Genomic DNA, 22108 nt, shown 5'->3' with positions numbered 1-22108 from the left:
GAGATGAGTAATGTGCAGCCATTATGAAGCCCCCAGCCCTGGACAACTTGCCTTGGCGTTCGGCGTGGAGCCAATTGAACAAGCCAAATTGGACCTTTGGCCTGGTTATTTCGGCCCCTTTGTCCGGGGGGCGGCCAAACGGGACGATCCGGAGGACTTTGATTCAGCGCGGGAGGTGCTATCGGGCTCGTTTGGCTTAATACCTGGATGGAGCAAAGACACGAAAATTGCCCGGCGCTGCTACAACGCCCGATCAGAGACGGCGGCTGTTAAACCGTCCTTTCGCAATGCTTGGAAGAACGGTCAACATTGCATCATTCCGGCGGCCGCCATCTATGAGCCCGACTGGCGTAGCGGTAAAGCCATCGCAACCCGGATCACTCGCAGCGACGGCGAGCCTATGGGCATAGCGGGCCTGTGGGAGCGCTGGAAAAACCCATCGGGTGAAGATGTGTTTAGCTACTCGATGCTGACAATCAATGCCGACCAGCACTCGTTCATGCGTAATTACCATCGAGCGGGAGACGAGAAACGTATGGTGGTAATTTTGCCGAAAGGGCTCTATCACGATTGGTTGAATGCTTCCGCAAGCGAAAGCATGGAATTCATGAGGGAGTATCCGGCCGATCGTATGACAGCTGCGTAAACACGCAGGCCCGCCGCGAATGTCCGCGAGTCTGCGCCAAACAAGGAAATGGCAATGTCCAGAAATAGCAATCGCAAGCATACAAAAGCCGACAGGTTCAATATTGACGAAATACGAAAGAACGCAGTTAGCTCTATACAGCTCGGGGTAGAGGATTTTGTTATAAGTCGCGACACACCTGGAAAAACCACGAGAGCTTTATCTGCGGCTAGAAATATATATGCCGGCGTTTTACTGCTATTCAAGTATAAAATAGCCTCCCTCGCCAAAACACCCGAACAGGCCCAAGCACTCATCTACAAACCAGCATCTGTACTTCCTTTTATTACGGATACTGGCAACATATCTTGGTCACCAACGCTGCATGATAAAGAAACCATAAATACAGGCATGATTAAGGCAAGGCTTGAAAGCCTAGGTGTTAATCACGACTGGAAGGCGATTTTGACTTTGCGCGACTGTCGGAATGCTTTGGAACACCTTCATCCTACCGACCCTATCAGCAGCATCCAAGCCTCTATAGCGGCGCTGTTCCCCATGCTTAGTCGGTTCATTACAGAGGAGCTAGGGGAAACGCCAGCAGCTTTGCTCGGGGACGCTTGGCCAACGATGCTTGCTACGCATGACTTTTTCAAGGAATGCCAGATTCAAGTTGAAAACGCATGGACTGCAATTGAATACCCTAATCCCGCAATGAATTTTTTGCGCGAGTGTTGTTGCAGAGCATGTTATTCCTCACTGCTTGGCCCCTTGCAAGAGGATGTAGACAACCAAGTATCAATTGATACAACAGACTTTCGCTTGCAATGTTTTGCTTGCAGTAAAACAGAATCAGCAATCGAGTTTTTAGAAGATAATTTCTCTGACGTGCATGAAGATCCTTTCGAGCAAGCAGAACCCAGGACTGTACAAGAATGCAGTGCGTGTTCTGCCCGCATGTATTTAATAACCGATTCGACATGCCACTGGTGCGGATATGAAACTGTATGGCCAAAATGCGCCGGCTGCGAGAAACCGATTACAGAGTATGTTGCAAACGAAGGAGGAAGACTGTGCGATCAGTGCGCTGAAGATGAGTGGCTTGAGCAGCGGCGCTAGGACAATCACCAATCCCAAAAAAAACCCTGCATCGCAGGGCTTTTTCCATCAGCGCATTTGCTCTTTGGCAAACACGGGATCGTAGAACACTTCGCACAGCTTGCGCTCGGAGAAGTACAGCACCACGTCGATAGTGCTGTAGAGCGTGCGATTTATCATGTCCTGATCCAGCGCCCGGCCGACTTCCGACTGTTTAATCAGAGTCCCCACGCGCTGGTAAGTCTTTAGCGCATTGTTCGCATGGGTAGTGGTGATTGATCCAGGGTGGCCGGTGTTTGCGCTGCCTACGTACTCCCATGCCTCATCACCGCGCAGCTCAGCGAGGAAAATCCGATCAGGGGATTGGCGCATGGCAGAGCGCAGAGCCTCGACCGCAGTAACCCGGCCCTTGCCGTAGCCGTAGAGCATGTGGACACGGTTCGGGTGATTCTCGAGAAACAGTTCGTGTACGTCCTCGATGGTCAACAGGCGCTCATCGGGTGAAACCCGCTCAATGATGGATCGAGCAAAGGTTGTTTTACCCGAACCGGTCTTGCCGGAAATGATGATGTTCCGGTGCGTGCTGACACACATATCAAGAAAATCACGCATCCGGCCTTCGCGCTTGAGGGCCAGAAGATCGGCCTCGAACGGAGCAAGGCGGCTGAAGTCCCGTTTCGACACCAGCGCTTGCGCCTCATCCGCCGTTGGCTTGTTGAACGACACATCTTGGAAGCTATCGAAAGCGCCCTCGGCTGCCAGCTCATCGAGTGTTTTAACCACCAATGAATGCTTACGGATAATCAAGGACAAGGTGCCGTCGATGCAGGCCGGGGGCAGTACAATTTGCCCCCGTTCACCGCCTGGCAATACGACCGAAACAATGCTTTGCAACGGGATGCCGTTGAACACGCAAATGGCGTTGGCCAGCGACGTTAGGTAGGTCATTGTGAGCTCAGGAATCTTGACCATTTCCCAGCCCTGGAACGTCCGGGTCCACAACTCGCCCGGACGGTTAACCGTCACCTCGAAGACGTCCTGCCGCTCCAGGTGCGGAACAATCGGACGCATTAGTTGGTTCACCGTGGTATCACGGCCGAAACTAGCGGCTGCTGCGCTCAAGGCTGTACACCCCTCTGAAATCAAGGTCACGTGCTACGAAGATTTGCAGGCGTTCGCCCTGGTTCTTGTAGAGCGTCGGCGGAATGTTGATGGTGTTTTCCAATGCAGTAGACGCCATGTCTTGGCCCGCATCAGAGGTGTTATCAAAGGTAATCCGATCGTCCCCGCCGCCCGACGCCTTGTTTGATAGGTACTCCCCAACGTCGCCAATCAAGCTCAGCATGATTGCGCCGCCGAAGCGCTCCCAGAAATGAGTATCGACATAGCCACCCAGGCCACCCTCACCCAGCGGGCCGGCGCCCGGCGAGTCCAGGTTGATGATTACCCCATTCGGAGTTTCAACCCGCGTCCACAGCACAAAGATGCGTGCTTGACCTTGGGTCATGCCGCCCTGGTACTGCCCGACGACCTTGGAACCGCTATCGAGTAGAACCACACGGCCGTTGGTGGAGTAAATATCCCGGGTTGTGTAGCAGGTGGTCATGCCGGGAACGGTTGAGACAATTTTCGTTTCAAGCTGGCAATCAATCATCGAACCTTGCGTGAGCATCATGTCGCGGTCGGGCAAGACGCCGGCACGGGCACCGGCAAGACGCACAGGCTGGAGATTATCAGCCAGTGGGCCGCTACCACTGCCGGAGGCTTGGCCGGGCGCAGACTGGCCCTGCGACGGCTGCGAGCCTTGACCATTGCCACCGCCTGAATTCCCGTTCAGCGGCCCGCCTAGACGGCGCATACGAATAAGTTCTTCTGGTGTTGGGCCTTCCGGCTGCCCTTGAGCAGCGCCGGCTTGCGCGACTTGCCTTTGATTGGCGACAGGCTGCGCCGGCATCATTTCTACAGGTTCTGCTTCTGCTGGTTTGGGTTGCTCAATCACCGGCTTAGGCTTCCAGTCAGCGCCGGCCTTGTTGAGCCCCAAGACCGGTTCAACCTTTTCAGCCGCGGCGCTGTCTTTGTTCCCCATCATGCCCATTGCTTTGTAGGTGACGAACCCACCGGCACCAATCACCGCTGCAACAACTGCAACCAGGAACAACCGAGCCCCTGGAGGGTTAGGCTTGCGCTGATCGCCCAAGCGCGAGCCGCCGCGTTCGCCGTCGATCCGGTCGAATTCTTCCGTCGCGTTGATTTCTTCTTTGCGCGCCATTACTCATCCCCCCCAACAACAACCCGTTTGACATTCGGCGATTGCGTCCGCGATTTGTTTTCAACGCCGATAGGGTCGAAAGCGTTGTTGTAGATCGTCAACGCACGATCCCCAAGGCGCAGGCGCCACTTTGGATTGACCTTCTGAACGGAGTAGACATGGTTGTTTTCGCCGATGGTGTTTCGGTTGACCATGCTTTCATTGCCGTCAGCGTCCACCAGGTAGATACCCGGCAAATCGACATTGCCCGGAAACTTGAAGTAGGTGAATTCGTTGTTGTCCCACACATGGACGGGGGCAATGTCGAAGTCGCCGGCCTTGTCATAGTTGATGTTGTAACGGTCGCGTGGCCCCTTCTTGAAACCATCCGCTACCGACTGCTTGCGCTGTTCTTCCATCGACTTCTTGTAAGCCGTGTCAGGGTAAGCAAACGACAGGCTGTAGAGCGCTTTCGCCTCACGGGTCGGCCGGAAGATCAGGCGGAAATTGTAGGTGCGACGGTCAGTGACAATAATCAGGTTCGTGTCGGCCTGTTCAGCCACAGGCTTGATGAACACGTGATTAAGGGACTGGGCGAAGGAGTACGACGCAGAATCCCCAAAAGCGTGCGTGATGTAGTTTTCGCCGGGCTCAAACTCAATGTGGGTTGTGATGCCAATAACGGAATCAATCTGTACCACGTCGTTCTTGTTGAACGTGGTGCTGCGAATCCGATGGTCGTAAGGCGATGCTGCCGGGTAGTCCAGCGCAAGCACTGGAAAGGCGCAGGATGCCGCCAGGGCGAAAGTCAGAAGACGAGATTTAATCATCATGGCGGCCTCAGTTCTTGACCACTTCAGGGTCAGCGCGGAAGGTGTTCACGACGAAGCCCAGCGGGTTGATGCGCCGTTCTTCAGTGGTCATCAGCGCACGCACGTAGGTGTAACCGACAGTCGCGATCCAGTATTCAGGCCGGTCGATTTTGCCGTTCGACCACTTTTGCTGAGTGGTGTAACGAACGGTCGCAATGCCGGTAGCCGAGTCCGTTGAGATAGAGCGCACAGACACTTTGATCGAGGCGCGATTGCCGAGTTGGGCATCGCGAGCATTGGGGCCAGAGTAAAGCGCGTTGTATTCCGCCCATGCCTCACCGCCGCTCATCAGGCGCGTGGAATCGAACATGCCCTGAATCGTTTGATACTCGTAGCCTTCGCGGTTAAGCACATAGCGGTTCACGAAATAGCTATCGACGGACTCGCCATAGCTGACTTCCGCTACCTGCTGCACGGTTGTCGATTCAACGGCGCCTGTCGTTCTATCGACGGTCAGCACCACCGGAGGCGGCGCTTCTTGACGTAGACCTGCGATGCCGGCAAGAACGCCAGCAAACGCGATGCCCCAGGAGAAATAGGCCGTTCGCCAGGCCAACTTTTTCGAGTGTTCCTTTTCAGCCAACAAATCGCGCTCAAGTGCGCTGCTTTCTTCCAGGTAGGCTTGGATTTCTTCCTTGCCAGTCAATGGCTTTTTTTGCGGCTTGCTCATTTGACGGCTCCTTGCACTTCTACAGGCACGGTTTTGTTAACCGGCTCGCGGTTTGATTCGTTGGGTTCTTTAGGCTTTGGTGCGGAACTGCAACCGGCAACGATGCAAGCGCAAAGCAGAAAAACAGTTATCTTTTTCACAATGAAATCCCTTTTGGCTTTACTAAGAGCAAGCCTACCTCTTTGACATCAAATTTGCAATTTTGATTGGAATAAAAAAGCCCCCGTTAGGGGGCGAAAATGTGCTGAGATTAAGCAGCCCTGCCTTTGAAATATCCGTAGGCCTTCGACGCGCCTGTCTTGATGCTGCCGCCAGCCTTGGAAGCGGCCCAGCCACCCGCCCGGCTCGCTTGCCGGCCCGCTGCACTCATGCCACTAGCACGGGAAACGCTGGCAGCACCGCCACGTATGGCGCGCAGTTCGTGCATGTACCCCAAGGCAGCACCCCCGGCCAATGCGCCGGCAATGCCTGGAAGCTGCAACAGCACCAGAACCATCGCGATAGACAGGATGATCGCGCCACCCAGCGAGTAGGCCACGTTAACGCCACTCTCGAATTTCACGCCGGCCACGTAGCCGCCGTAGATATCCATCATCAGCCCGAACAGCGCCGAGAACAGAACGACCAGCAGAACGTAGTTCAACACCTGCCCAATCCACAGATCGAAAAAGCGCGACAGTGGCTGCCACAGGAAGCAGACGATGAAGATCGGCCCAAGGCCAGCCAGCAACGCCAAGGCCACCTTGGCCAGCAGGATGAACGCACCACCGATGGACACCACAACGGCAGTTGCCAGAATGATGATGATTCCAAAGATGCCGTACAGCAGACCGTCCGCCGAGAAGAAGCTCGATTGCTCGAATGCCCTAGACGCCGCGTCAAAGCCTTTACCGGCCGCTACGTCGATGATGCTGGCAGCCCCGGCCCCTTCGGTTGGGTTGGAAATCAAGGCGACCGCTAGCGAGTTCGGAAGCTCTACGATGGCACCCGCAATTTGCGACTGGTACAGCCCGCCCGCGAGAGCGACACCGACGATAATTGCAATGCGCAGTGACCGCGCCAAGAAATCCATAACAGGCATGTCTACGGCGCCGCGAATGATCGCAATCGCGTAAGCGATGAACCCCAGCGTCAGCCCGAGAGTTACAAAGGGTGTGATAGTCGCGATGGCTTGTGTCGAAATTTGAGACACAAACACATTTGTCGCTGTATCGACCTTCGCAAAAAGTGGCTCAAATAACGTAAATGCCATGGGAACCTCACACGCTTACTGAATGCTAGGCATTCCAGTGTTTTTAGAGTTAAAGAGGCTCTTATGTTCGGCCTCTTTGGCGTTCACACAATTTGCTGCTATCGCGTTATCACCTGGATTGTTCGCACACTCGACCAGCTTTGCCTTGCGGTCGTCAGCGTGTGCCAGGTAGTAATCGACGTCATTGGTTGGCTCTTTTTTACAGGCCACCAACAGCGCGCAAACCACGATAATCAGGTACTTACTCATTCACTTAATCTCCGGCATATCAGTATTCGCGGGATTGAGAATATCCCGGTTCATTTGTTTACGTTTTTCATCGACCAGCTTTTCCTCAGAACGGGAAAGCTGCGACACCATTTGCAATTTGGTTGATTCGTTCGACACCAACGCTTGCTCGGCGCCAATACGCGCCTGCAAGTCTTGAATGGCTTTCGGGTCTTTTGTGGTGCTGATTTTCGAAATCAGCGTATTGATATTGTCCAACCGCGACTCTGCCCCTTCGTAGGTTTTCAGTGCCAAGGCTTTCTCCGAGGCGGCGGATTGGAAATTCCGCTCGCGCAGCTCGTCCTGTGAGGCACGGTTAGTCGTGGAAACTCGTTCGGTATTCATGATCGAGCGGGTTTCCCCGTAAGAGCCGGTATAGATCGAACCCGGTTCGGGGATTTGCCCATTGATACCGGGATCATTGTTCACGCCCAGGTAACGGGAGCCGGACACCAGACCTTCCATGATGTCCATTTTTTTGTATTGATCCGTCAGCATTTGGTACTGCTGTTTCATCTCGGCAATTTCTTTGGCCCATTGAGCCACCATCGCGACATTGTGCTGCGCCGTTTGGCCGTTCAGCATCACGTCAGTAGTTGGGATTTGCGCCGTAGCGACGGAGCTGATGCCTGCAAACAGAAGGCCAAGGGCAAGTTTGGTTTTCATCGTGCAGTCTCCTTTGCATTCAAAGCGCGGGCGCGTTCGTAGAAATGTGGCAACCAGACTTTCGGGTCTTCGCCGAACTCGGCAACGCACTGTTCAGAAATTTGCGCAGTTTCTGGGGTGCCCGAGAGAACCAACAACTCATCATCGAAACCGTGAAGGTTCAGCTCGGCCACGGCGCAGTTACCGCCCTGTTTAATCAGGAAACGGCGGCTGTCTTCTGCCAGACCTTTCAGCAATGCGAACTCTGAATCAGTGAGCTTGAAAATTTCGGTGTACGTTTTGTAATCCGCATCCGGGTTAGGCAAGAACACGAAAGTTGAACACTGACCGATAAGCGTCGAGGCGATAGGGCTATTGCCAATATCGTCGGCTTCCTGGGTGGCGAACACGCAAAGCCCATTCTGTTTACGGATGGTTTTTTGCTTGTTCTTCACCAGGTCTTGGAAATATTCGTCTTCCAACGGTTTCCAGAACTCATCGAACACGTACATGAAGCGGCGACCGTCAATCATTTGCTCGGTGCGATAAATCAGATACATCATCACCGGCCCACGAATCTCCGGTTGCTCCAGGAACTCGGTTACGTCGAAGCCGTAGATTTTGTGGGTGGTCAGATCAAGCGCATCGGTCGGGTTGTCGAACATCCAGCCGTATTCGCCACCCTCGCACCATTTCAAAAGCCGCGTGTGCACGGTCGCCGGGCCGTCATCCTCACCCACATGCACAGCATGGGGCAGGTTCTGCAAAAGGATGCTCATGCGTCGTAGAGGCTTATCAATCTCCGACATAAGGGTGTTAATGCCCTTGTCGATTTGTTCCTCATCCTTGCTGGTCACAGGCCCGGAAGCCCCTACCAGATTGCGCACAAAGCGCTTGAGGAACGACAAGTTAGCCGGCGTAGGCTCAAGCTGGAACGGGTTGAATCCGGAGCGCTCGCCCATCTTGAGGGGTAAGTAGCGACCGCCCAGCGAGCGGATAAGCACCTCAAGGCCACGGTCTTTGTCGAATGCCGCGATGCTCGGCCCGAACTTCTGAGCTTGAGCGAGCGTGAAGCCTAAGGTAACGGTCTTACCCGTACCCGACTTGCCGGTAAACATGGTGTTACCCAGCATTTTTTTGTCGAGGCTGTTTTGCTCAGGATTCGAGTAGTGATAGTTGAAATACAGGGGAGTACCGCTGACGGTTTTCAGGATTGTGACCGCTGGCCCCCATGGATTGCCTGTAGGCTTGCCGCTCAAGAAGTTGTGCAGTGGCGACAACGACAGGAAGTTCAGGGAGGTGATCGCAGCAGGCCGTGGCCGGTATTTGAAGTTACCCGGCAATTGCGCCCAATACCCGGCCTCAAGTGCAAGATCAACCTTTGTATCAATGACGCTTCGGTCACTCAGCGCTGAAGATACTTTAGAAAGGTAATCGCGTACTTCGTTGCCCGAGTCACCGAAAACGGTAATGGTCGCGTGATGCTCACCCATAACAAAGTGACCGGAAATCAGCGAGTTCAACGCTTCGTTAATTTCTTCGATTTGCTCGGTCGCAACGTCCGCCGCGTCAATCAGGTTCTTTTGCTGTTTGATCAAAAACCCTTTAGCCGCGTGACGCGAAAGCGCGCTGAAGCTCTGAGTCATGATGAACTCAAAGTTTGTTTCCATCAGGTTGTTGATTTGCCCCGGCTCCGTGTACGCCGGGTAATCGAAAATTTCGCGCTGGCCAAAGAAACGAGAGCCGCTATCGGTGCGAATCTCGCCAATTTCACCCCACTTGCTGAAGAACAAACGATTGCGCCCCATGTACTCAGAGAAGCGCGAGCGGCAGACCGGCATAGGGTGATGCTCACCGTTCACCAGGAACGCCAGAAACTCCAAAGCAGACGAAAAGGCATAACCGCCTTCTTCCTTGTCATCCAGAATCTCGCCGGCATCATTGCGGCGATAGATGCCCAGGTTCTCCGGGTCGTATTTGCCGAGGCTTTGGCTAATGCGCAGGTTGATGTCTTCAACCGCCTTGATGCACGCCTTTTGCCTTTCGGTTTTGACCTCGACAGATTCCTTTTCCATCGCGCCGAAGAACGACAGGACTTTATCGACAACAGGGCGATAAACGACCGTGAGATACAGATCGTTAACCATCAGGTTGTAGCCCGTGAAGCTTTCGCGGTAATGCTCATCGAGCTGATGGCAGAACGGGTTATCAAATTCGCTATCCGGGAATTCATCCACGCGACGCCGAACGATATGCGACCAGACCGATACGTGAGCCGTGGCGATGCCACGAAAGAAGTTATTCAGGTCACGTCGCCAGGTTGTAACTTCCTCGATAGACGCGCTGGTGTGCGACCGGCCACCGATCTTCCAGACAGACACGTACTCAGCTGACTTGGTGGAAATGATCTTGTCCGTGACGTGGTGCGAGTATGGAATGAAGCCTGAAAGCGGTGATTCGCTTTGCAGGTTTTTAGCGGCCGGCATCAGGCTCATTTTTTGAATCTCCTTTTCCTGTAATCAGCGGGGCCGTATGACGACGCCCCCCAAAAACCCTTGTTACGGTTTCGAAATTTGGTTTCAAACCAAAGACCCCATATACGAAAGGCTTTGTCGTCCGTCTTCGTGATTTGAGCCATCACGAACCAAAACGGAAGCACCAACCCCCAACACCACAGGCTGACTTTCAATGCGAGCATGGCAACAAACATGAACATCAAAAGCAGCGGCATCATGGGGACACCCGCGACCGTTGGAGCGCGGGTGCAGCCTTTGAACAATGGCACAGATGCTTGTTCAGAAGGTTCCATGTGTTGGGCCTATCAGGTGAAGAACAGCGCGGTTATTTGAGCGGCAGAACCGGCGATGATGATGCCGATCCCCCAGCGAACGAACGTGTCTTTCTCTACGAACTTGGTCGCGTAACCGATTGCAAGGCACAGCAGGGCGATTACCGCGATAGTCGGGATAATGTCGGTCAGTTCAACCTTGAACGACTCCATCACGCCTTTGGCCTTCGACAGACCGCCAGTCTGTGCCATGGCGACTTCGGTAGTCACAGCCAGGGTCAGAGCGGCAGAGAATGCCTTGTTTGCAGCGGCTTTGGATTTAGCGAGAGCTTGGCGGAGTGCTTGTTTCATTTGTTGTTTCCTCTTGAAGTAGAAATGTTCCATCTTTTACGTTGAAGCGTTCTTCCAGAAATGCGAACAACACACGTGGATCAGCCCATAGTCTTAATTGCCCCCGCTGGGTAAGAAGCGCGAATGTCTCTGTCTTCTTGGTAACTGGATCGTCCGCTTCAAAGGTGAAATACCACTCTTTGAGCGAACGCTTGATAACAACAACATTTCTTGCTGCGCCCATCTGAAAAGCCAGATCGACGCTATCCTGCTGAATCTTCTTCATCTGTTACGGCCCTATTCGTTTTTGTATGTGAAATGCGGGGCCATCCTTCTGCTTTGGGTACATCCGTATACTATCAAAATTGCAATTTTGATTGCAAGCTGGTTTTACTCTCTTTGGAGCATTACGGGCTCGTTTTTCAGAGAAACGGGCTCGTTCGATTTGCTTTCCTGTTGCGGTTCTTGTTTTGGTGCGAAGGCACCGCCACTTGGCCGCGAGAAAGCATCACCGATGCCGTCTGGCAATGGCTTAACGGTGTTAGGTTGAACTGCGGTTGCAGGGGTTGCGTTGGCAGTGGCTTTGGTCGCCTTCAGCCGGATCGGCTCAGTGCCGCCGCTGGCAATAGGCATAAGCGCTGGCACGTCGAGGGTTGCGTTTGAAGCAACGGCCATCACGTAACCATTGCTGATCCCTTTCTTGAAATCGCCCGTGTTGTAACAGGACAGTGCAGCATGCAGCGCCGATTGTTCGTCGCCATATCGGCTCTTTGCACGCTGGTAGCAATCGGTGATTACCCGAGCCGCGCCGGCCAGGTTCTTACACGGGTCGAACAGATCGGACACAGACAGGCCCAGCCAATCCATATTGGAGCTGTTGACCTGCCCAAAGCCGCTATCGAAGTTGTAGCCGTGCTCTTTTAACCAGGTGGCCGTGGCCACAGCTTCCTCTTTGTTCGCCGGTTGCCGTGGCAATCGGGCACCTTTGGCGTTGACGCCAATAGCGTAGGGGTTGACCCCCGATTCATGCCGGACGATTGAGGAAAGGGTTTTGATATGAACCCCCGGCGCGCATTGCGCGGCGAGGGATTTGAAGTCCACAGAATCAACGGCCCATGCGTTGACTGAGGACAGAAGGCTGGCGACCAGGACTAAGCGTTTCATAGCCCACGGACCCCGCCGAACTTATCGCCGATGGTAGAGACAATACCCGGATCGCCCCCGGCGCATGACTTCAGCTCTTTATCGCGTTCTTTAGCTGTGCGGCTTGCGCTAAACTTTCCATTCTTCTTGACGATAATGCTGAAGTATTTTTTTTCATACGACGAGCATTGCGAACCACCGCTACCGCCAAGGATTCGGCCGCCCAGGCACAGAACCATGCCACAAGCGTCATCGGATGCCTGCGCGGTTCCAGTGGTAAGAACAAAAACTGAGGTGGCTGCAACGAGGAAAGCCGAGAATTGCCGTTTCATATGTCGCTCCTGCGCGGTATTAACAATCAAAATTGCAAATTTGATTGAAATGGTGCGGACAAGAAACGATAATGTCAATAGGGCGTCCTTGCCGACAGCCACGAATTGTATCCGAAACAGCACAAGGCCGCACCCATGACACCTGAGAAGTGGTTGGCATTACTGGAAAATGCAACGAACGAACAGCTTAAAGAGTGGCTAAATGCCATTAGCTCGGAAATGCAGAAACGACAGGTAAAGGAACGTGCAGAGGCCCGGAAAAAGATACGGGAGATAGCCGAGGCCCATGGGATCGATCTTGCAAAGATGGCCCCTAGCGGCGCCACTAAGCGGCACGAAGGCAAGTATCGAAACCCTAACGATCAGTTCTCTAGCTGGACAGGTATTGGCAGAAAACCCAAGTGGGTCACGGAATGGTTAGCCGCTGGTAATGATTTGGCCGACCTCGAAATTAAGTAGGCTACTCCCCACCAGGGCAGGAGCCGGCAGGCCGAAAATAGGAGTGGGACATGAAAAAGGCACCGAAGGGAAACGTCTACGACATAGGCACCGGTCGCCCGGCCGCGCCTAGAAAGGCAGCGAACGAGGACAACCCACGCACTGGCGGCGGCGATGAAGGCGGCAGCATCGAGCCCGGCAATGCCGGTAGAAATGCCGCGAGTGTCTTTTTTCGTCACTTCCTAGTCATGGTGCTGATGTGGCTGCGCGGCCCGCTGCGCTTGCTTATGGGCCTGATCGCCGTTCCCACCGTGATTGCATTACCCATTGTCATCTTTGGCCTCGATGCCTCACCGGAAAAAACCAAGATCATATGGGCGCTGATCGCGGTCAGCTTCGGCTCCTTCTGTATCCGCTGGTTGTTTGACTCGCTGGTGATGTGGATTTCACCAGAACCACTTTTTCTAAATTCGTAAGGAGACGTGCATGAAGTTTGTAAGTTTCTCGGCCTGCACTGGCTGGTATTGGATCAGCAGCGGCGGAAAGACCGCTATGCCCGTTGCTGGCTGGGCTGTGACAGATACAGGTGACGTGGTAGGAATGATTGTGAGTAATGCCACTAGCGTGCAAGGCACCTATTCGACACCAGCACTCTCCCCACCAGGCGGTATCGGTAGCTATGTTCAAGAACAGCAGCTCAATGAAACCGCCCGAGCTACATTGAAACGACCGTCAATGTAACTACCCCCAAGCACAGAAAGCCGGCCCAGCGCCGGCTTTTCTTTTCCTGACTAACGCACCGTGCCGGCAAAGTATTTTAATGACGTGGACAATGATTTTTTACAAGACATGGCGCTATGTGCATATGTGTGCCTTCAGCGGTAGATTTTTCGGCTGTCTGCCTAACTCTTTCACCCTTACTTCCGGGGTGAAAAAACGTATTGTATTGGACATTAATCGTTTTTCCATTAACATCTTTCTCTGGCACTACCTCTTCTAATAGTCCAAAATAGTCACCTCCTAGGCTATCCACAGCCTCTTGAATAATAATATGAGCCAATTCCACCGAATAGTTAGTAAACCCTATATCAACTGCTCCTGCATAATGCCCTGAAGAATACTTAGTTTTGTTCTGCACCCCTCTATCCGGCGCAGACGGCCCGCTATGGGTAGGTGCAAAAGGTAGCCTATAGGTACTATTAATATACAGCTTACCTCCTGCCACGTTACTTGCTTGAACAGTCGCATCGATAATTCTATTTCGATGAATCTGTGCTGCTTTCTCTACCTTAATGTACCCATCATAAAAAGTGGCAATGCGACTATTAGCGATAGCCTTATCATTTGCCTGAGCAATATTCTTCTTTAATTCCTCACTTTCGTTGTTTGCTTTATCAATCTCTTTTTTTAAACGAAGTGATTCATCTCTCGCATGTTGTGCCTCTACACTCGCTCTATCTCTCCTCGTCTCAGCCTCTAAAACCCTCTCTAATGAATGCCCCTCAGATGCAGCGAGCCTCTGCTCTCTGCTCCGCGCAGCCCAATCTGAAGTCTTTTGGGACACTTCTTTTGATTCTCTTTTAACCGTCTGTTCTGTTGAAAACTCTGCGGCTTTTTTTAATATTTTTGCTTCATTCGCTAGATCTTTCTCACGCTTCTCACTATCACGAGCCCGTTGTTTAGCCATTTCAGACTCACGTATCATACGGTCATTGAAAGCTGCATCAGTTTCTTGCTCAACCTGAAGCTGTTTACGCTCTCTTGCGGCAGCTGCCGCGTTTTGCTCAGCTTCCTCCTTCGCGATTCTTGCCCTTTCTTCCCTATATTTAGCTTCTGCTTGCTCACGCTTACGATCATCGTGAACTTTTTCGAATCTTTCTCTGTCTTTTGCTTCGGCTTCCTCTTTGATCTGCTCATGCTCTTCATCCATTGTTGCTAGTTCTGCGGCGATCGTCTTTTGCCATTTCAACAAATCTTGGAATTCTTTTTCACTCATAGAGTGCGGATCGAAAAAATATAACGGATCACGTGGATCATATATAAATTTTTCGTGATTTCGCTCGACGTTCTTTTCTTCTACCCAATCAGGATCGCCGGGGTCCCCAACGGGAGGCGTGAATTTAAAAGCGTTTTTTATTTTTTCCACTTCCGGATTTAGAGGATCACCTTTAGGTGGAACAAAAGAAGGTCCAGGCTTTGGATCTTTAAAATTGGGATTGACAGGGGTAAAAATTGGCGCGCCAATTTGCCATTTTGAAGTGCCAAGCTCTTTGGTTTTATATAAATGATTCTGAGAATTTTGAATTACTGGCGCAGCATGAATATTAGATAATGCAACTATTGAAAGTAATCCTATAGCTTTAAAAAGCTTTAGCCAACTTTCATTTTTCATCATGGGCCTCTTCATTCGGTCAGGTTATTTTTATGAACCCGCTTACTCATCGCGCTCCGCCTGCTGCGCTCATTGAATTATTGATTTTATTAAAGCACCCCTCAGGGGTGACGGCTTTTTTTCGCCTGGCTAACGCGCCGTACGGCTTGTTGGCTGCTTCTGTCAAGGCGGACAAGTCCACCCAGCCATCGGCAGCTTGGGGGAAGGCGATCAACCCCATTTGGGTACACCCGAAAAGGGATAGGCAAACTACTGTCCCTAAATTGCCTATTTACAACCCTAACAGGGACAGTATTAAATGGGACACCAAACAGGGACAGGGAGGTACTGCCATGCCGCAACCCAAAAAAACATCCACTCGAATGATTCACACATGATTATTCGAGCCTACCTGCGTGCAAGCACACGCGACCAGGATGCCAACCGCGCCCGTGAGCAACTGAAGTCGTTTGCGCACGACCACGGCGCCAGGATAACAACCTACTACGTCGAGAACGCATCAGGTGCGAGCATCGAGCGCGCCGAGCTTCAGCGCTTGCTCAGCGAAGCCGCCGAAGGCGACATTCTGCTAGTCGAATCCATCGACCGTTTAAGCCGCCTGCCACAGCCTATGTGGGAGGCACTTAAACGCCAGATCGGACAAGCCGGGCTCCAGGTAGTCGCCGTTGACTTGCCCGTCACTCATGCCGCGATGAAGCCCGCAACCGAGGGTGTCGAGGCATGGCTACAGAAAGCCATTGCTCAAATGCTGATCGAGTTCATGGCCGCATTTGCCCGCAAGGATTGGGAAGACCGCCGGACTCGCCAGGCACAGGGAATCGCCACGGCGAAACAAGCCGGCAGACTCCAGCCGCGACAGCCAAATCTGAAGATGTACGCCAGGATAATCGAAGCCCGCAAAACACTTTCGATCAGGAAAACGGCCGAGCTGCTGGGCTGTTCAAAAGGAACGGTTGAACGCGCCCAGGCATGGGCACGTGAGGGACTGGAAAGAGAAGGAACGCCTGTATGACAGAGATAGTGCCCCTCGGTCGCCGTATCGACAGCATGATTCGCGAGAGTCTTGCTATCGAGTACGAGGACGCGAAAAGCGCCGGGATGTTGGGCTATATGTCCCGCTCACTGGTTCAAGCGACGTTGCCCCATACCGACCCCAAAGCAAGCTACTTCGAGCGCACAAACGGCATTGTCACGCTCTCGATTGTCGGCAAACCGTCGATAGGGGTTCCATACGGTTCAGTGCCTCGCTCACTGCTGGCCTGGATATGCTCAGAGGCCGTTGTAACTCAAAGCCGCGAGCTGGAACTAGGCCGCTCGCAATCCGAGTTTCTAGGCAAGCTGGGGATGCCTAACGATGGTCAATACATCAGCTCATTGAAGAAACAGGCTCACCGGCTGTTTTCATCCATGATTTCTCTGGACGGTTCCCGCGACTCAGAAATCGGCCTTGAAAACGTGGTGATCGCCAAGCGCGCCTTTTTGTTCTGGAACCCCAAAAAGCCTGACGAGCGAAGCCTTTGGGAAAGCACCTTGACGCTAACGGCCGACTTCTTCGAGGACGTTACCAGTGCCCCGGTTCCGGTTGACCTGCGCGTGTTGCATCACCTTCGCCAGTCGCCTTTGGCGATGGATATTTACACGTGGGCTTGCTACCGACAGTTCTTGCTCAAGGCCAAGGGCCAAGGCATGGTCAAAATCCCGTGGGGAGCATTACAAGCACAGTTCGGTTCGAGCTATGGGCGCAACGCGACAGACGCTATCACCGACGAAAAAGCGCTGATCGCTAAAGCAGCTCAAGCAACCAGGAACTTCAAACACAAGTTTCTGAAGCGTCTGGCCGAGGTCGGTATTTTCTACCCAGAGCTGGTGGAAGGCATCAGTGATACCCCGCAGTTTCTGGTTATGAAGTCCGTCAAGCTGCATATTCCCCCTCAGTTCAAAACCGAAATATCGGTTTAATCAAGTGACTAAAAACAGTCGAAACAAGCCGGAGGAACGCCACAATGCAGATCTATACCGCAGTAGAGAGTGCCGAGGCGGCCGAGCGGTGTGCCGCGACCGTCGAACTGATCCGTGAAGGCCAGGACCGGACGGCAGTCAGAAATAAGGGCTGGCTTGCCTTGGGTTACGTGCAAGGGGTGTTCAGCCAAGGAGCGATTAGTCCCGCGGTTTACAGCCAGTTCGTCCATGACATTGAACGGGTCGAAGCCGATCGCCTGGCCGAACTGCAGGCGGCCGAGCGGCACCTCGCCGCCGAAATCCAGACCATCGAAGACGAAATGCGCGCTGAGCGCGACTGAAAGGAACCCCGGACATGGTCGACTACACCCTCGACAGTGCGCGCAAAGAACTGGCACGAATTCGCGCCCAATTGGCCAGCGCCGAAGCCGTCCTCGTGCGAATTCGCGCGCACGGCGACCCCCACCTTGCCGAGAAAGAAGCCCGCACCCGGCGGTTAATTGAAGCCTTGGGCGTCGAGGCCGAGGCCTTGGCTCAGCAACTAGGCGACGGGCCGGCCCGGGTGCTGCACTGAGCAGGTACCGAAAAACTTTACCCCTAATCGGAAAGACTTTTCCGCCTGAAAGGAACCCCGCCATGTCCATGATTGATGCGTTCGATGCCGCGCTGATCGAGTTGGCCATGGTCACCCGGGCGGCGCTGAAGGCGGCTTACGCCGAGTTGGCCGCCGCCGAAGGGTACCCCGCGCGTTACTCGTAACGGGATTATCGTTAAATGCCAGGGGCAAAAACCCAGCGGCTCACGTTGAATCACCCCCGATCATCCCTCAGCCCCCTCTCAATACTCGCTTTCACGGTGGCCAGCTCGTCTTGCAAGGTCGCTGGCCTGGCCGGCAGCTCGTACAGCACCAGGAACTCCTTCTGGGTACGCAACAACTGCTCGATCTTGCGCTGCTGTTCGGCGTCATGGGCCCACAGCACCTGGTCGGCTTTGCGCTGCTGCTCGGCTTCGCGACGTTTTTTCCAAAAATTGAACATGGTGCCCTCCCTCAAAAATAGTAAGGAGTCAGCATAGGGCCTGAATCCGCAGAATTTTGGGGTGGGTTTGCATGCTTTTCACGAGGCACGGGCCGATCAATCAACCCCTAGATCATGTTAAATTGCCATTAGATTCAATCACCCCAAGCTACCGCTGGTAGGCTCAAAAAAGGAATGGTTTCAATGCTGGGCTATAGCAAATTTGAATGGATTTTTGCGGGGATTGTTGGGGTTGTACTCTTCAGTTGGATCTTGTGGCCGGCGGAGAAAAAACCGATAGAGCCAAAGCCCGAAAAAGCTAGCTCAGCGGAAATAATGAAATGCTCTGAGCTGATCAAGACCTCTGCAAGCAACCCCTCGACAGTCGTCCTCCACGAGCTGGTAGGCACGTCAAGTGACCGGAAAGGCCCAGGAGGAACGTCTAGAGTCAAAATGGATTTCGAAGCCAAGAACGCTTTTGGTTTACAACTGGAATATCAGGCCGTCTGCCAATTCGCTAAAGGAGTGCCGTCGATTCAAATTTTCAACCGATAGCGATCCCCACCTGGCCTTTCAACAGGCGTCCAATAGTTTTTGGAGATTACACAGCGGCGCATCCCCTTCTTTGTATTCGGGATAGTCATTAAAACTGGTACGAATGCGTGTCCCGGATTTCAGCTGTGGCAGCAGCTCGTCCAGGGCCTTTTGTCGTGTGTACGCGTTATCGCCCATCGAGATCATTTTGTTGTCGTCGATCCTGATTCTCAGGTTGGATTCGCTGTAGGTACTGCCGTCGTAGACATTGGGGCGATCCGTACCGTGCCGATAAAAAGAGACTTTGGCTTTGCCGGACGTCACCGCACACGTCACCACGTCGGTCATCTGATCCGTAGTTTTGCTGACTTTCCAGTCGCAAGAAAACGCCGGTGCCGAAATCAGCAGCAGCAGTGAAAAGGTCGTAGCGAAGGACTTCATCAAGATCATCCGTAATTTAAAGTGCAAGAGGATAGGCCAAGCCATGACCCACGCGCACTGCGAATAACGGTGCTCACAAAAAAGCCCGCCGATTAGCGGGCTTTGGCTGCTCAGGCGTGGCGTCAGGCCTACCCGGCACTACCCTGTTTTTCTGCCGCCTCGCGGGCCTGCCCTTCAGCGTACTCCAGCAGCCAGTTCTGGGCGTTGTCCAACGTGATGAAGGCCATGTGCTTCGCGGCCTCCAGATCGTCTTGCCAGCGCGGCCAGGGTGGGCTGAAGCCATCCTTGTGCACCACGTTCACCAGCCAGCGGCCCTTGCTCTGCGGCACAAGCGTGATCGTGAAGTCCTCGATCCGCGTGGTGTGCGAACCGTCGCCCAGCCGCGTCCACGTCGCATCGCCGTAGGTGCGCAGCAAACGGCGTTTGAAGCGCAGCATCTGCCGCACCAAGGCCAACAGTTCACCCGAGGGCCGGATCTGGCCCGCCAAGGCGCGGTTGAGGCCACGGAGAATGGTCTGTGGCGAACGGTAGTCGCCCAGGGAGTGCATCCGATCCATCAGCGCAGCCGGCGTCCAGCCCAGCTCGGACAGATCCTCGCGCAACGTCTCGGCCAGCACCGCCGTGTTCTGTTCGACACTCGGAAAATCATCAGCGTCAGTCATGTTGCCTCCATTTATGTCACTATATAAGTGACAATATGTCACATAACAAACGACATTACGACAGTCTGCGCTAAATCATGGTTGAGCCATAATTCCACCTATTGGCCTGGCCGGCGAGCCGGAGAAAAGCGGGCTAGCAGTAAATGCGAAATATTCTCAACTATGTGCATCCCCTGCGAATAACGGGGTTTATGGTAAATCTACCGGTGCCACGCCTGGCATAGACGACACAACCAAAGCGCAATCCAGGTCTATTCGTTAAGCTCTACTTCTTTGAATTAAGTGAGCGCAGGGAAGTGATCGGATTCATCGTAAAAAATCGTTGTAAAGGCTATGCCTGCTCGTTATTCCTTGCTCTGGGATTTCTTCAGTTGGCCAACTATGCGCATGCACAGGACTTAACAACATCACAGAGAATGGCCGAACAGGGCAATGCTGATGGAACCGGCGTTGCGCGGGATCCACAGCAGGCGGTCGCCTGGTATCGCAAGGCTGCCGAACAAGGTAATTCCGATGGTCAGTTTCTTCTCGGAGACAGCTATTCCACAGGTACCGGCGTTGCGCAGGATGCACAGCAGGCGGTCTTCTGGTTCCGCAAGGCCGCCGAACAGGGCCATGCCGACGCTCAAGTGTTACTCGGAAAAAGATATGCCACTGGCGAAGGCGTTGCGCAGGACAACAAGCAGGCAGTCGCCTGGTATCGTAAGGCCGCCGAGCAGGGCAATACCGACGCTCAGGTGTTACTCGGAAATAAATATGCGACTGGCACCGGCGTTGCGCAGGATGCACAGCAGGCGGTCTTCTGGTTCCGCAAGGCCGCCGAACAGGGTAATTCCTATGGTCAGCTTTTTCTCGGAGACAGGTATTCCACAGGCACCGGCGTTGCGCAGGATGCACAGCAGGCGGTCTTCTGGTTCCGCAAGGCCGCCGAACAGGGCCATGCCGAAGCTCACCTCTTTCTTGGGGACAGTTACGCCAAGGGCAAAGGCGTTGCGCAGAATGACAAGCTGGCCGTCGCCTGGTATCGCAAGGCAGCCGAGCAGGGCAATGCCGAGGCTCAGTCAAAACTGGGAGCTATTTACTTCCTAGGCAAAGGTGTCCCACAGGACAATGGCATGGCGTATGTATGGTTATCTGTCGCTGTTGCAAATGGAGGGTCGTCAGAAGCCACGAAGGTGCGAGATTTGGCAGCTAAAAAACTATCCAACGGCCAGCTTGAGATCTCGCAGAAACTAGCGGGGCAATATTTTGAAAAATATCAACCGCCTCGTTAATCCGGCGTTCAGAATTTTTGTTCTTTTGTTGCGCAACTTCTAAGTCATGCGACAAGCCATGATCTGCTGGATTTTTTGGTTCGGAGTTGTCGCATAACTCTGTCACCAGAACATGCAACGCCCATGCTTGGCGACATCCAAAAAAAAGCGGTCACTGAAGGCCAGTGACCGCTTGGACTGCTGAGCAGTAAGCTGGGCAAGCCCAGCGAGACGAGAGGGGGTATTTCCGCCCCACCCCAGGCGGTGACTACAACAAAACACTTAACGAGACACGCTCGCAGCGCTGTAGCGGCAGGGGTTCTCCTGGTTATCTTCAACCCATCCGATTTTCGCTGCGCAGCGTGGCCAGTTTGGCCAGGAGCCGCGCCTTGGCCTCATCCAGCACCACTGGATTGGTCTTAATCGACAGTTTTTCCCGAGCCTTGCCACCGAGGAAATAGCTAATCCGTTCCCCATTGGCTTTGGATGGATGAGGTAGTCCATCCAAGAGCTGTTCTGCTTTCAGCAGACCTCGACCTTGTAGGTGATGGAATACTTCGGCGACCTTGGGCCCGAGCGGGACATACAGACATTGCGGGCCCAGCGCGCGGATCTCTTCCGCCAGATGGGTTTCCACCTGGCGACGCAGACTGGCGCGGCTGAGGATGGCGGGGCTGCCGCTGTAATTTTTACCTTTCAGAAAAACCGGGTAGCGCAGGGCCGAGGTGGAGTGCAGTAGGTGCCGGTGCGTGTCGAACAGTCGTGCACAGCTCTTGATGTCCAGCAGCGTATGCAGCCCGACGTGATCGAGCATGCCAATGAGATTGTCACGCATCGCCCCGACGAAGCTGGCCGTTTCCTTCGCGGCTTGTCTGGCGTGCTCTAAGGAGGCGCCTTGGCGCAGTTGTTTACGCGCTTCATCCAGCGCACAGCTGGCCTGCTGCAGGCCCGGCGTGATGCCGCATATCACAATCCGTGCGCTGGTATTGATGTGATCAAAAGGGGCATAGAAGGTCTGCAGATTGCCTTCTGAGGCGAGCAACAGCTCGGCCGGCAGCGTGGCAAAATTGTGAGTGGAGGCGGAAAGCAGGGCGCTGAACTGTTCGAGGCTCATGGGGGTGTCCTTAAATGGCAATTGAGAGG

At 53.7% G+C, this 22108-nt stretch carries 31 protein-coding genes; 13 read left to right on the top strand and 18 right to left on the bottom strand.

Annotation, left to right across the window (positions count from 1 at the left end; genetic code table 11):
- Window positions 1-10: 10 nt before the first annotated feature.
- Entirely contained in the window at window positions 11-646 is a 636-nt protein-coding gene (locus N7D90_RS24580) for an SOS response-associated peptidase (protein WP_261742555.1), read from the top strand.
- Between the two features lie 54 nt (window positions 647-700).
- On the top strand, window positions 701-1744 hold the full coding sequence (locus tag N7D90_RS24575; RefSeq protein WP_261742554.1) for a hypothetical protein: 1044 nt from the start codon (window positions 701-703) through the stop codon (window positions 1742-1744).
- Between the two features lie 48 nt (window positions 1745-1792).
- Here N7D90_RS24575 and virB11 read toward each other — a convergent pair whose 3' ends face one another.
- The 13 genes from virB11 to N7D90_RS24505 form a co-directional block, all read right to left on the bottom strand.
- A complete protein-coding gene (gene virB11, locus N7D90_RS24570; protein ID WP_261742553.1) occupies window positions 1793-2794 on the bottom strand; it encodes a P-type DNA transfer ATPase VirB11 in 1002 nt (333 codons plus the stop codon).
- 31 nt (window positions 2795-2825) lie between these two features.
- Complete coding sequence (gene virB10, locus N7D90_RS24565; protein WP_261742552.1) at window positions 2826-3992, bottom strand: type IV secretion system protein VirB10; 1167 nt, start codon at window positions 3990-3992, stop codon at window positions 2826-2828.
- Complete coding sequence (gene virB9 / locus N7D90_RS24560; protein ID WP_410012398.1) at window positions 3992-4804, bottom strand: P-type conjugative transfer protein VirB9; 813 nt, start codon at window positions 4802-4804, stop codon at window positions 3992-3994. The genes virB10 and virB9 overlap by 1 nt, the downstream gene beginning before the upstream one ends.
- A 7-nt stretch (window positions 4805-4811) precedes the next feature.
- Window positions 4812-5513 (bottom strand): virB8 family protein, encoded by a 702-nt coding sequence (locus N7D90_RS24555; RefSeq protein WP_261742551.1) that lies wholly within the window; start codon window positions 5511-5513, stop codon window positions 4812-4814.
- A gap of 250 nt (window positions 5514-5763) precedes the next feature.
- Window positions 5764-6711 (bottom strand): type IV secretion system protein, encoded by a 948-nt coding sequence (locus N7D90_RS24545; RefSeq protein WP_261742550.1) that lies wholly within the window; start codon window positions 6709-6711, stop codon window positions 5764-5766.
- A 69-nt stretch (window positions 6712-6780) separates the two neighbouring features.
- Window positions 6781-7014: an EexN family lipoprotein gene (locus tag N7D90_RS24540; RefSeq protein ID WP_261742549.1), complete on the bottom strand. Its 234-nt coding sequence runs from the start codon at window positions 7012-7014 to the stop codon at window positions 6781-6783.
- Window positions 7015-7698, bottom strand: coding sequence for a type IV secretion system protein (locus N7D90_RS24535; protein WP_261742548.1), 684 nt, complete (start codon window positions 7696-7698; stop codon window positions 7015-7017).
- On the bottom strand, window positions 7695-10172 hold the full coding sequence (locus N7D90_RS24530) for a VirB4 family type IV secretion/conjugal transfer ATPase (RefSeq protein ID WP_261742547.1): 2478 nt from the start codon (window positions 10170-10172) through the stop codon (window positions 7695-7697). Before N7D90_RS24530 ends, N7D90_RS24535 begins: the two co-directional genes overlap by 4 nt.
- Entirely contained in the window at window positions 10169-10486 is a 318-nt protein-coding gene (locus N7D90_RS24525; protein WP_261742546.1) for a type IV secretion system protein VirB3, read from the bottom strand. Before N7D90_RS24525 ends, N7D90_RS24530 begins: the two co-directional genes overlap by 4 nt.
- A gap of 12 nt (window positions 10487-10498) precedes the next feature.
- On the bottom strand, window positions 10499-10816 hold the full coding sequence (gene trwL / locus N7D90_RS24520; protein WP_261742545.1) for a VirB2 family type IV secretion system major pilin TrwL: 318 nt from the start codon (window positions 10814-10816) through the stop codon (window positions 10499-10501).
- Window positions 10785-11081: a KorA family transcriptional regulator gene (gene korA, locus N7D90_RS24515; protein WP_155002574.1), complete on the bottom strand. Its 297-nt coding sequence runs from the start codon at window positions 11079-11081 to the stop codon at window positions 10785-10787. Before korA ends, trwL begins: the two co-directional genes overlap by 32 nt.
- A gap of 104 nt (window positions 11082-11185) precedes the next feature.
- The gene (locus tag N7D90_RS24510; protein WP_155002575.1) at window positions 11186-11959 is read right to left on the bottom strand and encodes a lytic transglycosylase domain-containing protein; all 774 of its coding nucleotides are present in this window, start codon (window positions 11957-11959) and stop codon (window positions 11186-11188) included.
- Window positions 11956-12372 (bottom strand): conjugal transfer protein, encoded by a 417-nt coding sequence (locus N7D90_RS24505; RefSeq protein ID WP_261742544.1) that lies wholly within the window; start codon window positions 12370-12372, stop codon window positions 11956-11958. The genes N7D90_RS24510 and N7D90_RS24505 overlap by 4 nt, the downstream gene beginning before the upstream one ends.
- A 33-nt stretch (window positions 12373-12405) precedes the next feature.
- On the opposite strand from N7D90_RS24505, the gene N7D90_RS24500 reads away from it, so the two are divergent.
- From N7D90_RS24500 to N7D90_RS24490, 3 genes are read left to right on the top strand one after another with little or no spacing between them, the layout of a single operon-like run.
- Window positions 12406-12729, top strand: a complete 324-nt coding sequence (locus N7D90_RS24500) for an H-NS family nucleoid-associated regulatory protein (protein ID WP_155002577.1) — start codon at window positions 12406-12408, stop codon at window positions 12727-12729.
- Between the two features lie 50 nt (window positions 12730-12779).
- Window positions 12780-13184, top strand: coding sequence for a hypothetical protein (locus N7D90_RS24495; protein WP_261742543.1), 405 nt, complete (start codon window positions 12780-12782; stop codon window positions 13182-13184).
- 10 nt (window positions 13185-13194) lie between these two features.
- Complete coding sequence (locus N7D90_RS24490; RefSeq protein WP_261742542.1) at window positions 13195-13449, top strand: hypothetical protein; 255 nt, start codon at window positions 13195-13197, stop codon at window positions 13447-13449.
- Window positions 13450-13525: 76 nt separating this feature from the next.
- On the opposite strand, the gene N7D90_RS24485 is transcribed toward N7D90_RS24490, so the two are convergent.
- Window positions 13526-15103 (bottom strand): hypothetical protein, encoded by a 1578-nt coding sequence (locus N7D90_RS24485; protein WP_261742541.1) that lies wholly within the window; start codon window positions 15101-15103, stop codon window positions 13526-13528.
- A 29-nt stretch (window positions 15104-15132) separates the two neighbouring features.
- On the opposite strand from N7D90_RS24485, the gene N7D90_RS24480 reads away from it, so the two are divergent.
- The 6 genes from N7D90_RS24480 to N7D90_RS24455 all read left to right on the top strand — a co-directional run bounded on the left by N7D90_RS24480 (window position 15133) and on the right by N7D90_RS24455 (window position 17818).
- The gene (locus N7D90_RS24480) at window positions 15133-15477 is read left to right on the top strand and encodes a hypothetical protein (protein WP_261742540.1); all 345 of its coding nucleotides are present in this window, start codon (window positions 15133-15135) and stop codon (window positions 15475-15477) included.
- A complete protein-coding gene (locus N7D90_RS24475; RefSeq protein WP_261742539.1) occupies window positions 15474-16112 on the top strand; it encodes a recombinase family protein in 639 nt (212 codons plus the stop codon). The genes N7D90_RS24480 and N7D90_RS24475 overlap by 4 nt, the downstream gene beginning before the upstream one ends.
- Window positions 16109-17059, top strand: a complete 951-nt coding sequence (locus N7D90_RS24470) for a replication protein RepA (protein WP_261742601.1) — start codon at window positions 16109-16111, stop codon at window positions 17057-17059. The genes N7D90_RS24475 and N7D90_RS24470 overlap by 4 nt, the downstream gene beginning before the upstream one ends.
- A 44-nt stretch (window positions 17060-17103) precedes the next feature.
- Entirely contained in the window at window positions 17104-17400 is a 297-nt protein-coding gene (locus N7D90_RS24465) for a hypothetical protein (RefSeq protein WP_261742600.1), read from the top strand.
- Window positions 17401-17414: 14 nt separating this feature from the next.
- Entirely contained in the window at window positions 17415-17633 is a 219-nt protein-coding gene (locus tag N7D90_RS24460) for a hypothetical protein (protein ID WP_261742599.1), read from the top strand.
- Window positions 17634-17695: 62 nt separating this feature from the next.
- A complete protein-coding gene (locus N7D90_RS24455) occupies window positions 17696-17818 on the top strand; it encodes a hypothetical protein (RefSeq protein WP_261742598.1) in 123 nt (40 codons plus the stop codon).
- A gap of 50 nt (window positions 17819-17868) precedes the next feature.
- Here the strand turns inward: N7D90_RS24455 and N7D90_RS24450 are convergent, their stop codons facing one another.
- Window positions 17869-18096, bottom strand: a complete 228-nt coding sequence (locus tag N7D90_RS24450) for a hypothetical protein (RefSeq protein WP_261742597.1) — start codon at window positions 18094-18096, stop codon at window positions 17869-17871.
- 183 nt (window positions 18097-18279) lie between these two features.
- Here N7D90_RS24450 and N7D90_RS24445 point away from each other — a divergent pair, with 183 nt between their 5' ends.
- Window positions 18280-18630 carry a hypothetical protein gene (locus N7D90_RS24445; protein WP_261742596.1) on the top strand — a complete coding sequence of 117 codons (351 nt, stop codon included), beginning with the start codon at window positions 18280-18282 and terminating at the stop codon, window positions 18628-18630.
- Window positions 18631-18648: 18 nt separating this feature from the next.
- On the opposite strand, the gene N7D90_RS24440 is transcribed toward N7D90_RS24445, so the two are convergent.
- Window positions 18649-19050, bottom strand: a complete 402-nt coding sequence (locus tag N7D90_RS24440; protein ID WP_261742595.1) for a hypothetical protein — start codon at window positions 19048-19050, stop codon at window positions 18649-18651.
- 128 nt (window positions 19051-19178) lie between these two features.
- Window positions 19179-19712, bottom strand: coding sequence for a hypothetical protein (locus tag N7D90_RS24435; RefSeq protein ID WP_261742594.1), 534 nt, complete (start codon window positions 19710-19712; stop codon window positions 19179-19181).
- Between the two features lie 296 nt (window positions 19713-20008).
- On the opposite strand from N7D90_RS24435, the gene N7D90_RS24430 reads away from it, so the two are divergent.
- Window positions 20009-20986: an SEL1-like repeat protein gene (locus tag N7D90_RS24430; RefSeq protein WP_261742593.1), complete on the top strand. Its 978-nt coding sequence runs from the start codon at window positions 20009-20011 to the stop codon at window positions 20984-20986.
- 313 nt (window positions 20987-21299) lie between these two features.
- On the opposite strand, the gene N7D90_RS24425 is transcribed toward N7D90_RS24430, so the two are convergent.
- Window positions 21300-22079 (bottom strand): hypothetical protein, encoded by a 780-nt coding sequence (locus N7D90_RS24425; protein ID WP_261742592.1) that lies wholly within the window; start codon window positions 22077-22079, stop codon window positions 21300-21302.
- Window positions 22080-22108: the final 29 nt, after the last annotated feature.

Source organism: Pseudomonas fragi (assembly GCF_025426255.1).
In the GTDB taxonomy this organism is placed as follows: Bacteria; Pseudomonadota; Gammaproteobacteria; order Pseudomonadales; family Pseudomonadaceae; genus Aquipseudomonas; species Aquipseudomonas kulmbachensis.
This window is presented reverse-complemented; position numbering and strand designations above follow the sequence as displayed.